The sequence below is a fragment of the Algoriphagus lacus genome (assembly GCF_003583985.1).
GTDB classification, from domain to species: Bacteria; Bacteroidota; Bacteroidia; order Cytophagales; family Cyclobacteriaceae; genus Algoriphagus; species Algoriphagus lacus.
Genome location: NZ_QXML01000004.1, coordinates 244,108 through 257,706 on the forward strand (window position 1 = coordinate 244,108; position 13,599 = coordinate 257,706).

The 13,599-nt window shown below is 43.4% G+C and carries 13 protein-coding genes; 8 read left to right on the forward strand and 5 right to left on the reverse strand.

The features are described 5' to 3' along the window. Window positions 1-166: 166 nt before the first annotated feature. Complete coding sequence (locus D0X99_RS10115; RefSeq protein WP_119477702.1) at window positions 167-733, forward strand: GrpB family protein; 567 nt, start codon at window positions 167-169, stop codon at window positions 731-733. A gap of 223 nt (window positions 734-956) precedes the next feature. Here D0X99_RS10115 and D0X99_RS10120 read toward each other — a convergent pair whose 3' ends face one another. The 5 genes from D0X99_RS10120 to D0X99_RS10140 all read right to left on the reverse strand — a co-directional run bounded on the left by D0X99_RS10120 (window position 957) and on the right by D0X99_RS10140 (window position 6,514). Further along, on the reverse strand, window positions 957-1,760 hold the full coding sequence (locus tag D0X99_RS10120) for a glucose 1-dehydrogenase (RefSeq protein WP_119477704.1): 804 nt from the start codon (window positions 1,758-1,760) through the stop codon (window positions 957-959). Between the two features lie 125 nt (window positions 1,761-1,885). Continuing rightward, complete coding sequence (locus D0X99_RS10125; protein WP_119477706.1) at window positions 1,886-3,028, reverse strand: serine hydrolase domain-containing protein; 1,143 nt, start codon at window positions 3,026-3,028, stop codon at window positions 1,886-1,888. A gap of 181 nt (window positions 3,029-3,209) precedes the next feature. After that, window positions 3,210-4,259: a S41 family peptidase gene (locus tag D0X99_RS10130; protein WP_119477708.1), complete on the reverse strand. Its 1,050-nt coding sequence runs from the start codon at window positions 4,257-4,259 to the stop codon at window positions 3,210-3,212. Between the two features lie 11 nt (window positions 4,260-4,270). After that, window positions 4,271-5,098, reverse strand: a complete 828-nt coding sequence (locus tag D0X99_RS10135; RefSeq protein WP_119477710.1) for a hypothetical protein — start codon at window positions 5,096-5,098, stop codon at window positions 4,271-4,273. Window positions 5,099-5,119: 21 nt separating this feature from the next. After that, the gene (locus D0X99_RS10140) at window positions 5,120-6,514 is read right to left on the reverse strand and encodes a S41 family peptidase (protein WP_119477711.1); all 1,395 of its coding nucleotides are present in this window, start codon (window positions 6,512-6,514) and stop codon (window positions 5,120-5,122) included. Window positions 6,515-6,654: 140 nt separating this feature from the next. On the opposite strand from D0X99_RS10140, the gene D0X99_RS10145 reads away from it, so the two are divergent. The 7 genes from D0X99_RS10145 (at window position 6,655) to D0X99_RS10175 (ending at window position 13,493) form a co-directional block, all read left to right on the forward strand. Beyond that, window positions 6,655-9,651 carry a sensor histidine kinase gene (locus tag D0X99_RS10145; protein ID WP_119477712.1) on the forward strand — a complete coding sequence of 999 codons (2,997 nt, stop codon included), beginning with the start codon at window positions 6,655-6,657 and terminating at the stop codon, window positions 9,649-9,651. Window positions 9,652-9,717: 66 nt separating this feature from the next. Beyond that, window positions 9,718-10,350 carry a response regulator gene (locus D0X99_RS10150; RefSeq protein WP_119477713.1) on the forward strand — a complete coding sequence of 211 codons (633 nt, stop codon included), beginning with the start codon at window positions 9,718-9,720 and terminating at the stop codon, window positions 10,348-10,350. A 220-nt stretch (window positions 10,351-10,570) separates the two neighbouring features. Further along, window positions 10,571-10,741 (forward strand): hypothetical protein, encoded by a 171-nt coding sequence (locus D0X99_RS20395; RefSeq protein WP_158587695.1) that lies wholly within the window; start codon window positions 10,571-10,573, stop codon window positions 10,739-10,741. Between the two features lie 65 nt (window positions 10,742-10,806). Continuing rightward, entirely contained in the window at window positions 10,807-11,388 is a 582-nt protein-coding gene (locus D0X99_RS10160) for an RNA polymerase sigma factor (protein ID WP_119477715.1), read from the forward strand. Further along, complete coding sequence (locus tag D0X99_RS10165; protein WP_233553694.1) at window positions 11,388-11,795, forward strand: VOC family protein; 408 nt, start codon at window positions 11,388-11,390, stop codon at window positions 11,793-11,795. Before D0X99_RS10160 ends, D0X99_RS10165 begins: the two co-directional genes overlap by 1 nt. A 72-nt stretch (window positions 11,796-11,867) precedes the next feature. Continuing rightward, complete coding sequence (locus tag D0X99_RS10170; RefSeq protein ID WP_119477716.1) at window positions 11,868-12,686, forward strand: alpha/beta fold hydrolase; 819 nt, start codon at window positions 11,868-11,870, stop codon at window positions 12,684-12,686. 375 nt (window positions 12,687-13,061) lie between these two features. Beyond that, complete coding sequence (locus D0X99_RS10175) at window positions 13,062-13,493, forward strand: response regulator (protein ID WP_119477717.1); 432 nt, start codon at window positions 13,062-13,064, stop codon at window positions 13,491-13,493. Window positions 13,494-13,599 lie beyond the last annotated feature (106 nt).

A 13,599-nucleotide genomic window follows, 5' to 3' on the forward strand; every position in this document is an offset into this window, starting at 1 on the left:
AGTAAAATCCCCAAAATAATCACTGATTTTTAAATCCAGGGCTTCAATTTAAGGATCTCAATTTCCCAAGAATCCACTTACCAATGCCCAAAAATCTTATTTTGAATTTTAGTAATTTGATCTTTACCGGTGATTTAACTCAACTATCACTTTTAATCTTTTGGCCATGCTGAATTTTCTTGAACCCTATCAGGCAGAATGGTTGACTGAATTTGAGCAACTGAAAAAAGCCTTGCTTCAGGTTTTGGAAGAGTATGAGATAGACGTTCAACATGTTGGGAGTACAGCAATTCCTAACCTTTTTGCCAAACCTATCTTGGACATTGATGTCATTCTGGAGAATAAATCTCTAATCGGAGAAATCACCTCAAAACTTGAACTAATAGGGTACAAAAGCCGGGGGGAACAGGGTATTCCAGGGCGATTTGCTTTTAGACAGGAATCCAAAAAGACACCAAACATAGGCAAAAGCAAAATTTGGCAAGAACATCATCTTTATGTTTGCTACTCCGACAGTCTGGCGTTAAAGAATCACCTTTTATTCCGGGATGCCTTGTTGAAGAACCAAAAACTTGTACAGGAATACTCTCAATTAAAATTAAAGCTGACAAAAGAACCAGGGATGACAAGAGAAGACTACACCAGAAAAAAGACTGACTTTATTCTTTCAGTTTTGTCTTCATTTGGACTTGATGAAACTGAACTGAATGAAATTAAAAGGGCAAATCTTTAAGCTCTTCAAATTGAATAATAGATGCTGTTTGGTAGACTTTTGAATTCCTAAACCAGGCAAAATTGCTTTATCCCCCCAATTTGCGGAATTTGAAATCCCTCCAAAAACAAAGAAGCCCAAGGCCAGGATTAACTCCTACCCTTGGGCTTTTTGATTGCTTTCGCCCTAAAAACCTGGATGTTAAGATTATGGTGTAATTAAAAAATACACCAAGTTCAAGCCATTACCGAGCTTCCGGCTTGGCCTCTGATCCGGCCAAAATTCCCCCATCCACATTGAGCTCAATTCCTGTGACATACTTGGATTCATCGGAAGCCAAATACAAGGCTGCAAAAGCCACATCCTCCGGATGACCAAATTTCCCCAAGGGAATTCCGGCTTCAATATCCCGGATCATCTGTTGCCTCAACTCTCCTTCACCGAGCATGGCATCCCACATCGGCGTCATGATTGCTGCCGGATGAATGGAATTGCAGCGGATGTGGTATCCTTTTTCGGCACAAAGTAAGGCCACCGACTTGGTGTGATTTCTTACTGCCGCTTTGCTTGCGGCATAAGCTGCCGCCGCAGGAATCCCGACCAGACCACTTCGGGAAGAAATATTCACAATACTTCCTCCTCCTTTTCGCTTCATCAGGTTAATCGCATACTTACACCCCAGCACAGTTCCATTAAGGTTGACAGCAATTACTTCATTGAAAGAATCTATATCTACTTGTTCGGCATCATGGGGACCTTTGGTTTCCAAAAAACCGGTAATCCCAGCATTGTTCACCAGGATATCAAGCCCCCCGAACTCCAGCAAAATCCGCTCGTATACGTTTTGCCATTCTCCTTCATTCTTTACGTTCAGATGAATATAGCTTGCTCGTTCACCCAGCTCGGAAGCGAGCCTTTTTCCCATTTCATCCTGAATGTCCGAAATAATCACCCGTGCACCTTCGGCATGAAAAACCCGAGCAATGCCTTCCCCAATTCCACGGGCACTACCCGTGATCAGAGCTGTTTTATTATCAAGTCTTCCCATAGTTGTATTTTTTCTCTATTATCCTTCTAACTATTACCAAGCAAAATCCAAACGTCGCTTGAATGGTTTAGGGAATAATAAATCAAGAGCATCCGGGTAAAGTTAATCGTAGCCGATTTTTGTACTTAAAAGTATTTATAAAAACCACGATCGAATGTTTTTGGGCCAGAGGGCAATACGATATCCGGGAAAAACAGGCATGCAATTGAGGCAGCCATATAGGGATACATATCGGCATAGTTGCTAAACACAATGATCGTGAGCTTTTCCTCCGGAAAATAAAGGACATCTCCCAAACCGGGACCACCGGTGTGACCAAAAGCCTCATGCCCATTAAATTCTAGTCTGTTCCAGCCTAAGGAAGTAAATGACCCATTCAAGGGCATTTTGCTCGACAGTTGCTCCACAATTTCCCGATCTATAAAATCCCCTTTGTCCAGCGAAACAGCCCATTTCACGGCATCTTCCAACGTGGTATAAAGGCCCCCACCGGCATAGGAAGTAGGATTGTAATAAGATTTTAAGATTAGCGGTTCGGTTGTTCCTTTCGTAAACAGCTGACTTTTGTTTTTAATCGGCCTCATCACTTGGGCAGGAAAATTTCTGACCTCCTGGTCAAAGCCGGAACCTTTCATTCCCAAAGGACTAAACAATTCCTCTTCGAAAATTTCAGCTATGCTTTTGCCTCCGATTTTTTCGAGCACGAATTGCAGCACAAACGCATCCCCATTAATATAAACTTCTTTTTCACCCGGATTATACAACAAAGTCGAGTCCCGCATGTCTTTGTACACCTGCTCTTTGCTGGCAGGTTTGTCCGATGTGGAAGGAGCTGTACCCAAAAAGCCACCAATGCTAGCCGGCCAGGGAATACCTGACTGATGGGATAGCAAATGCTTGATTTGGACCTGGCTCCAGCTTGCTGGGGCATCGGGCAAATATTTCACAACTGAATCGTCCAAGCGGATCTTTCCATCCTGAATGTATTTCATCACCAGCGTGGAGGTGAAAAGTTTGGTTACTGAGGCTATCTGGAAGGCTGTGGTTGGTGTCACTTTTTGGTTCCACTCCAAATTGGCCATGCCATAAGTCTCCTGGTGCAAGATTTTCCCGTCTTTGATCACGGCAACCGCCATTCCGGGTATTTGCAGTTCGTTCATTTCCTTTTCAACCAATTGGTTGATAGCATTGGAAGACGGCTGACTTGGCTTCAGAGAAAAGTAGGCCAGGCCAAGTGAGGCAAACAGAATAAGAAGATAAACTTTCATATGTGTAGTTGTTTTTTTAAAAAGACAAAGTTGAATTGGTCAGGAGCTGAAGACAATCGTTTTTGGAAAGAGTCGATTTCAGTCTGTCATTTGAAAAAATCCAATCAGATTACTTCGATTGGATCAATCTCAGCCCGAGCCCATTATATATTATACTAAATTCCGGTTCTGGAAAACCTTTTCAATTCCCTAAAAGCACTCCAAAAGCCGCCTGTATGGCACGGTCCATTCCATTGGCTACCTGCTCAGGGGTATTGATCACCAGTTGGTCTGGCTCGAGGCCAATTCCCTCGTAGCTGATTCCGGCATCGTCCCGAAAATCTCCCCTACTCATTGCGACGATCCAGCCGTTGGGAAGTTCTGTTTTAGGATTATCGGAAAAAGCACCATAGGTAAAATTTCCGACAAAGGTCACGTTCTCATTTTTTCGCATGGCCAAAGTAAAGGTCTCCCCCGCGCTGCCAGTGCCACGATCCGTCAGGACCACCACAGGTTTGAGGAACGTCGACTTCGCGGGATTCACATACCAGAAAATCCAATCTCCAAAATCGCTGTGACCCGGTCCATTCTTAAAACGGGTTTTCATGTACAATTCCCGATTTTCAGCGAAAAATCCAGCAACTACCTGAGCCGATCTATCATCCCCTCCTTCAATTCCCCTAGCATCAAAAATGAGTTCATCCGTGGTCTTAAGGTAAGCAATGGCTGTTTTCATCTGTTCCTCATAAAATCCTGGAGCTTCACCCAAATTGTCCAAGTATAGGTACCCGATGTTCGTGTTCTTGAATTTCCCATAAACCATCATCGGCTCGTCGTCCGGTCCAAAAACCTTTTCTTCACTGAGTTCACCACGGATCAGATCCAGGCTAAAAGTGCCCTCCGGAAACTCCGGACCGCTGTCGTACCTTCTGAAACCCGGGTTGGGCTTGACTAGCCACACGTGGCCGTCATTGAGCTTGGCCAGCATCTCACTCATCACATCAAAGAGTTGGTCATCGGTCAGTTGATCCGTGACTTTGGGAGCAAATTCCTCATGAACTGCCTGCCAGTCCAGATTTTTGAGTTCAAACAAGCTATAGTTCTGGTCAAATTCCGACCAGAGCACTTCAAAAGATGAAGTGGGAGTAGCTGCAGGCTGCTCGCCAAGCATAGTTTCATTGCAGGACGAAAAGCCCAAAAGTGCTAAACTGAGGGCAATCGATCCGGTAGTTTTAAGTTTGTAAGTAAACATAGTGGTGTCGATTAGTGGTGAGCGAATTGGAAGAAATAAACCCAAGCCAAAGCAATTTCATGGTTGGATTTCTTGATGGATCTGGGCTCGCTGTAATGCAGCCAGTCCAGTGAGTACCGAAATTCCAGTCCACTTCGGTGGGCCAAGTGGTAGCGGTAGGAAAGCTGGATTTCGGGATGTTGGTAGGTACCGATGGAGGCAAACTCGCTTTCTTCCAGAAAAGCCTTGGCCTGTGATTTTTCAGGCTGGGAAACCACATTGGAATAGGGCATTCGTGCCGTAAAAGCAACGAGCGGCAAAATCACATCGCCTTCGATACGGTGTTTTTTTCCCAACTCAACAAAATGGGAATAGCGAGCAGCAAACTCCAGGGAATTCATAGACCAAGTGTTCATAGCCAACCCATCGGCATAATAAAACTCATCCCGGATCATTCCTCCCAAATAACCTTGGCTTTTCGATTTTGAACTGACTTGGCGTTGATACCCTGCACGGATCTCACCGAAGTATTGAGAGGGAATCAAAACAAAGGAATCCCCACCTTCTTCGATCTGAAATTCCCGTTCACCCAATTCCGGAGCGATCATATTTCCGGTCTTGGCTTCCAACCCAAATTCCCAGCGGTTTTTCTCGGTGATCCGCTTGTAATCAAGATTGAGTCCATTGTAAGTCGTGTAGTAAATCATGGGCGAAGCTTGCAGATCATGCAGCTTTTGAGTTCCTCGGAGATAGCTAATCCGGAACTCAGCACCTGGTTTTTCCTGGGAATCCTGCGCTCTTGCGCTGGCAATAGCCAAGGCAAAGCAAAGCCCAGCTACCAATTTTAAAGTAGTTTTCATATGATAAGATTTAAGTGTGAATCAGGGTCTTTTGACCAGTTGGAGGGCTCTTTCCATCACCGGATCCTTTGCGGAAAGCAAATCTCCGGCGGTCGGCACAACTCTTACATCAGGAATGATTCCCCGGTTTTTGTCCATTGAAGAATCCAAATCAGCCATGTGAAATCCCAACCTTGGGACGCCGAGGTCTATCTTGGAATGCGGCAAGGTGATGATGGTAAAGAAACCGCTGCTGTTGACTTCAGCACCGCCAGCCGTCTCCTCTCCCACGAATGTGGCTCTTCGGTCTGACTTTACCCGAGAGGAAAACTCCGTGGTCACTGAGAAACTTTGACCGTCAACCAAAACAATCAGATTGCCTTGGAAGGCATTTTTATAGGGTTTTTCCGTTTTGGAAGGAGCTTTTGTAAACAGATATTTCCCGTCTTTTTCCTTGGAAAATGAATTGGCCATTCGGAAAATCTTGGAGGTGTAATTTTCGAAATCCACTTTCTGATTCGGTTTGGTGGTCACAAAATCATAGTAATCAAACTCATCCAAAGCGAGGTATTTGTACAGATCAATACCGAGTTTTTCATTTCCTCCTTCATTTCCCCGGAGGTCCAAAATCAGGTTGGAAATCCCTTCATTCTCAAGTGATTCAAAGGAGTTTTTCAAAAACTTCTTAAAGTCAGGCTCACCTTTGTAAGAAAAAAAACGATTGATGTCCATAATTCCGGTCCAGCCATTGGTCATTTTGAAGGAAAAAGGCTCTTCTGCTTCCTTAAAATTTGCTTCGATCTGATCCTTGCCGATTCCTTTACCTTCCCATTTGACGCTTTTCCCGGAATCAGTCAATTCCACCGTGTACGACTCACTCACGCCATATTCGGTTGAAAAATAGGCAGCAAAGTATCGGTTCAACTGAAAGTATTTTCCGCCAAGACTTTCCCCATCACCATAAGTCAGGCCGGCCAGGAGTTTCTCACGGATAGCTTCGATCGTTTCCCCGTTGATGGATTTCACTTCAGCCAAAACTGGTACCTTTTCTCCTCCTAAATGACTGATAACCTTCACAATTTGCTCCTCAAAATAGAGCCGTAGCGGAAACAGCTGATCCTGAAAGAATCCGTAGTGCTGGTCTTGTCCTTGAACAATCCATTTGATGTGGCCATCTTTCAAATCGACCAAAACAGGCTTTAGCAAATTGTAAAACTCCCGTTGGGACTTGGGTGTCGTGAGTTGAGCTTCAATGGCTTTAAAGTGATTTTCAAAAGTCTGCCGGTCGGTATATCGGTACATCTCAGGGTGAAATTTTTCCAGACTTTCACGGAAAATCAGGAGATCCTCGCGCATTTCTTCAGGCTTCAGGTCCTGTCCAAGAAGATTGGGAACCCACAAGGATAAGCCAATCAAAATCGTGAGTAGTTTTTTCATAGTTGGGAATTTATTCGGGAGATGGAAAAGGTTACCGGGAGGTTGCTTTCAAAAAGTTGAAATTGGCTCACATAAATATGTGATTTAGTGGCTGCAAAAATTTCAAATCCTGTCTAATGGATTAATTTTAGGGACTTTACATGCGAAAAATACTTTACTTCCTCTTTTTTCTCCTTAGCCTCCATGCGGCATCCGCGGAAACCAAAAGGTTTTATGTCACCCGATTAGGAACCGCGGAAGGTTTGGCTTCGAACCAGGTCCTGACTGTCTTAAAGGACAAACACAACTACCTCTGGATTGGTAGTTCGAATGGCTTGCAGCGCTTTGATGGGCGCAAGTTCATGACCTATCAAATCGATACACCAGAAGGCCGTCAACCCACCCAATCAGTTTCGGAGATTTTGGTGGATCGAAAGGAGAAAATGTGGCTACGTGTAGGTGATCAGTATGGCAGTTATATTCCCGAAAAACAGGAGTTTACTATCTATCCTTTCGAAAAAAAAGAAGATCGATTTCAGGGTGAGTCGCTCTGGATGGACAGCAAAGGCAACTTATTTGTGATCCTGAACAACAACAAACTCCTGTGGATCGATCAAGAAAAAGGAATAATCACAGACCAAAATCTCCCCATTCAACTACCCGATGGTTGGAGACCCCGGTCCATTTTTGAAGACAGGAAAGGCCGCTATTGGATCAGCAGCATTGAAGGAATCAGCGTCTATGATCCTCAAAATGGAGCTATATACACCCATGAATCCAATCCCCTGGGTCTGGAAGTCCTTAAAAAACCAGACCTTACCTATGTATTCAATGTATTTGAAGACTCCGAGGGAATCTTTTGGATCAATTACTGGGCTCCGGATGAACGGTTGCTTTCCTACGACGCCTTAACCAAAGTCTGGAAAAATCACAAAAGCGAGCTTTCTCCGCAAAACACCAATTATCAGGAGGCTTTTGGAAGTCTGGAATTGCCCCATGCAGAAATCTGGAGGTATGGAATTCAAACCCTGGCCAGTTTTGACCGAAGATCAAAAACCTTCACCCCGCTGATTCAAAGTGACATCCGGTTTGATAAAATTTCCAAACTGATCTGGGACGATGCTGGAGGCATTTGGATGGCCACAGATGCGGGATTGTATTTCCTCCATTTTGATACCCCGAGCATCTATTTTCAAGAACGTAATACCCAAAACGGCAACTTTGAATATCAAGCTGTGGAGGAAGTCATCCACCGAGGAGACACCAGTGTTTGGGTGGGAAGTTGGGGAAAAGGAATTGGAATCATCAAGCCTTTACGCGGAGAATTGGAAACGGATTGGATGTATCGAGGGGCGCCAACTGCGAGTGAAGCCCGTCAGGTCTGGGATATCCACCACGACAAAAAACGGAATTTGGTATGGGGGGCCCTGCAAAAAGGACTCCTGCAGGTGATCGAACTGGACTCAAAAAAGGTTCACTTTTTATATCCGGAAGTTTTTGAGGGTTCCACGATTCGAACGATCGCTGAGGATGCCAAAGGAAACTTATGGTTTGGGACTCAGGGCGGAAGCATTATCAAGTATGAAGGAGCTGGAATCGACAAAGCGGGATTTCGAAGGTACCGGAAATTCCAAGGTCGAATTCCAAAAGTCCTGATCAGCAATGACCAACATCTATGGGTCACCACAACCAACGAAGGGGTATACGAGCTTGATCTTCAGGATGGGAAAATTCTCAGGCACCTGGATAATTCTATCCTGAATTCAAACAATAACGAACGGCTCATGCAGGTCAATGACAGCATATTCTTGATTGGATTTGAGCTCTTGAACAAATACAATATCCGAAGCGGCCAAAATGAAGTGTTCTCCTATTCAGATGGTATGCTTAGCAACACGATTTTTGGAATGGAAATGGATTCGGAAGGCCTGGTCTGGATTTATACACCCAATGGACTGACCCGCTTTGATGTCCAAAACAATACCTTCTATTCCTTTGGAAAAAATCATTTCTTTTCGAACATCCCCAGTGACGGACGAAGCGGAACCCGATTTGCCAATGGAGAGTTGGCCTTTGTAAGCAATAACGGGATCATCATTTTTGACCCAATGCAATTTGCACGCAATCTTCCTCCTCCCATCCCATCGATCACCAGCATTGAACTCTTCGGCCTCTACATCGGCGATAGTTCCCTGCCTGAGATGCGTAAGGAGTTCAGCTCAAATGAAAACAGTCTGAGCTTTGATTTCAATATTCTGAACTTCTCCAAGCAGGACCGATTCACTTATTACTACCGCCTGATTGGTGCCGAACCGGATTGGATCAAAGCCAATGGAAATTTTCAGGCCGTGTATTCTCTGCTTCCCCCAGGAGATTATCAATTTGAAGTCAGAAGTGCCAATGAAGCCGGGATATTCTCGGATTCGGTCGTTTACCAATTTGAAATCAAACCTAGCCTGGTTCAGACTTGGTGGTTCAAGGCCCTATTGGGATTGATATTCATCGGGATCGTATATCTAATATATCGGATGCATGTCAACCGAATTCTCGCTGTGGTCAAACTCCGAAGTCGATTGGCTCGGGACCTTCATGACGATATGGGGTCCACTTTGAGTACAATCAACATCCTGAGTTCAATGGCCAAAACCAAAATCGGAACCGATCCAGCCAAATCCAGCGAGTATATCTCCAAAATCTCCGAAAACAGTCAGCGGATGATGGAAGCCATGGATGATATCGTATGGAGTATCAAGCCCCAAAATGACACCATGGAAAAACTGATCGCACGGATGCGGGAGTTTGCAAATGAGGCTCTGGAAAGCAAAGACATCCTCTTCAATATGGAGATTGATGAAAAGGTTCTGGGGATGAAGCTAAGCATGGATGCCCGCAGGGACCTGTTTTTGATTTTCAAGGAAGGAATCAACAATGCCGCGAAATATTCTAAGGCCAGCCGTCTGTTTATTTCATTCGCATTGGAACGAAGCCTTTTCATCCTTAAGATCAAAGACTACGGGGTTGGCTTCAACCTGAACGATCTGGATGATGGCAATGGACTGGAAAACATGAAAAAGCGTGCTGCCAATCTCAACGGTTCACTAACCATCAACTCAAAACCTGGAGAGGGAACCGAACTGATTCTTCGGATTAACCTATAATTCCACATCAATATGTGATTGAGGAGCAACCTTTGATCATCTAATTTTGAACTACACACCATTGCCATGATAAAACTGCTGATCTACGAAGACAATGCCCAACTGCGCGAAGGGTTAACCATGCTGATTGACGGCAGTGAGGGATTCAGTGTGATGGCAGCTTTCAGAAATTGCTCCAACGTGGTTCATGAAGTCAAAACCTACCAGCCGGATGTGATTTTGATGGATATCGACATGCCTGGGGTAAATGGACTGGAAGGTCTCAAACTGGTAAAAGAGACCAATCCGGAAGTGAAGGTGCTAATGCTGACGGTATTTGATGATCATCAAAATATCTTCCAAGCATTGCAAAACGGAGCAAATGGATACATTTTGAAAAAAACTCCACCTGCAAGGTTGTTGGAGTACATTCAGGAGGCCTCCACTGGAGGTGCCCCAATGACTGCATCTGTAGCTGCTCAGGTCTTGAAGATGTTTTCCCAGCTAAACCTGCCTGCAGATAAAAATTACAACCTCTCAGACCGGGAAAAAGAAGTTTTGCAACTACTGGTCAATGGCTATTCCTACAAAATGATTGCATCTGAGATGTTCATTGCAATGGATACAGTAAGAAGCCACATCAAAAAGATCTACGAAAAGCTTCACGTCAATTCAAAAAGTGAAGCTGTAGCTAAGGCCTTTCGTGACAAGATCGTCTGAACTTCAGGTTACTTCCTTGTAATCTCCTATAGAATTGACCTGCCTGGTTTTGAAAACCTCGCAGGTCTTTTTTTTGGATTTAGGGACATTTTTGGAGGAATCAAGATCACATATTTTGGTTTTTTTTAGCTTCCAACACCCTATTTTTCACCCATTTATGTGATTTCTGGAGAGGGTTTTTCAAGGCAATTTTGTAGAGTCACTTTTACATTACATTCCTATGAAAACATTCTGGAAATTAATTCTGATTCTTTGGGGAATAACCTTTTCTACCAGCATTGCGGAAGAAAAAACCAGCACAAAAACCTGCGCCGACTGCAGGGCCATGGTCCAAAAAACCACACAAACATGTGGTGTCTGTGAGGCAGCCAAGGCGGACTCCATCACGTAAATACTAACATCAACCAAAGGCCCTTTTTGAAATGAAACCAACTATTTCTAATTCTTTAACTACCCATGAAAAACCAATTCGTGAAGCCCGGAGAAATTCAACTCCTCCACTCACAGCCTATCGAACATTTGTTTTTAGGATGCTTGGCTCAGAATCCAAAAATCCAGCGTGAACTTTTTGACCGGCTGTCTCCAAAGATGCTCTCGCTTTGCCTAAGATACATCAAGGAGACAGCTGCTGCTGAGGATGTGATGCTCATTGCCTTTCGGAAAGTTTTTGACAGGATTGGACAATTTCGTCAGCAAGGCAGCTTCGAAGGCTGGATTCGTAGAATTGTAGTCAATGAATGCCTGATGTATCTCGAAAAGCAACGAAATCTTTATCGGGAGATTGGGCTAGAAAGGATATACCCAGAGGCAAATCAAAATGGTCCAAGTGACAATTTGGATTGGGAGGACTTGTCAAAAATGCTCCAATACCTTCCAAAAGGTTACCGAAAAGTCTTTGAACTTTTTGCCTTGGAAGGATTGAGCCATGAGGAAATTTCCAGACAATTGGAGATCTCCGAAAACACCTCCAAGTCCCAACTCAGCCGTGCCAGGGTTCAGCTCCAGCGCCTGCTTCATTTTAGAAACATCAAGAACTGATGACCATTAAAATCAACCACGTTGCCATTTGGGCCCAAAATCTGGACAGGTTGAAGGATTTTTACTGCCTGCATTTCAACGCGCAGGCAGGGACATTCTACTTTAATCCCAACAAAGGATTCAGCAGCTATTTCTTAAGCTTTGATTCCGGTTCCAGGCTCGAACTGATGCACAGCATTCACATGAATACCAGTCCGGGTCTAGTGGATTTGATCAGGCCTGGCTATGCACATTTGAGTTTTGAGATTGGCACTAAGGAAGATGTCGATCTATTTGCTAAAAAATTAAAGAAATCCGGCTTGCCTATTCTTGATGGACCCCGATGGACTGGTGACGGATATTATGAATTTGTCACGTCAGACCCTGAGGGAAACCGGATCGAATTCATGGCATCGCCACTACCCTAACTATTAATTTTGTCCACAAAAGGACTGAAAAATCAATTTGGTAAAATTGGATCAGAAGCCTTACGTAATACAATGAAAAACCAAAACCAACCTTCACTGAGAACCCCAATGCTGATTGTGGGTTCTCGACTGTTTTATGAGCGTGCTTTTCCCGCTGGGATGAAGGAGCACTTTGATCTCCATTATTTTGACCATAAAGGTTTCTACCACAACCCCGGATTATTGGAAAGTGCCTACCAAAATTTAGAGGAAATTGTAGCTGAAATTGAGATTTTCCGGCAAAACTTTGGCTTGGAAAAATTCTTTTTGTTTGGACATAGCGGGCATGCTTACATGACACTGGAATATGCCAAATCATTTCCAAATCAAATCTTGGGGTTGGTCTTGTGTGGCTGCAGTCCTGATTTAAGTCCAAAATCTCACCTAGCAGCAGAGAACTATTTTACTCAGCTTGCAGATGAAAATCGAAAGCAAATTTTCGAACAGGACATGGCAGGCTTATTCAGTAAAATTCAAGCAGAACCTGACTTGAGGTTTACCCATTTTGTTCTATGCCAAAAGGCTAAGAACTGGTTTAATCCGAATTACGATGCTGCCTGGCTTTGGAAGGATGTCCCAACCCATTTACCCACCTTGGATTACGTCTGGGGAAAACTATTCCGTGACTATGAAGTATGCCAAAACCTGGAGAAAATCACCTTTCCGGTTCTATTCCTTCAAGGGAAGTATGATTTTGTAGCAGGTCCAGCTTCAAGTTGGGAAAGCATTATTTCCAAATTACCAGATGTTAAAGAAAGCATTTTTGAATTGAGCGGACATTATCCAATGGTAGATGAGCCAGAGGCTTTTCTGGAGGTTTTGTGTCATTGGACCAATAACTTGATTAATTGAGTTTTTTAGCTGGTTCTTTTTTTTTTCTAGTTATCCACTTTATTGCCTAATCAAAAGAAAAGGAATATTAGGTACAGTTTCAATTGCTATGGTTAGATATCCAGTGGTCTGGGGAATTCAGTCCTGTAGCTTAAGGACAGCTGAGTAATTTCCACAGCTTGCTCAACTTAAAATTTTATTGGGGTTAGAAACGGGAAATCCAAATTCCCCAGATGCTTGCTTACTCGAAAATCAGCCCTAAGTTTTTTTAGAGATAAATTTGTCCTCAGCATCTTATCATTTACATAAACACTATTAATGTTTAAAAACTTTAAAACGATCCAATAAAATACCTGATAAACGATACTTTTGTATTTGTAACCGGTAGCGTTTATAATGGGAGTATTTAAAATTGGTGAAGTTTTTTTAGTAGATGATGACCCTATCGTAAAAATGGTAGCCATCAAAATTTTGAAAAATATCGGCTTTGAAAGAACCATTACTCAATTTGAAAATGGACATACTGCACTACTCGAAATAAAAAAGAGAGTTGCCGATCAAACTTTAATCCATCAGGCTGAACCTGTTTTATTGCTTTTGGATATCAATATGCCTGTCATGGATGCTTGGGGATTTTTGAATGAGTTTAGCCAACTAAGCCAAGATGTTCGAGGTCATTTTTTGATTTCCATAATTACCAGTTCAATTGACAGTCAAGATCGGAAAATGGCATTCTCCTACTCAGATGTCAAGGACTACATTACCAAACCCATTTCCGGAAAGCACGTCACGGACTTTCTAACCAAACACGGACTTTACGAGGAATAGAAACCTTCATTTAAAGGATTTAAAAACAGTCTCTGAATCTGGATTCCCAGATCATTTTCTCTAAAGGAAACAAAAAAACCTCCGTCCGAATCGAACAGAGGTTTCT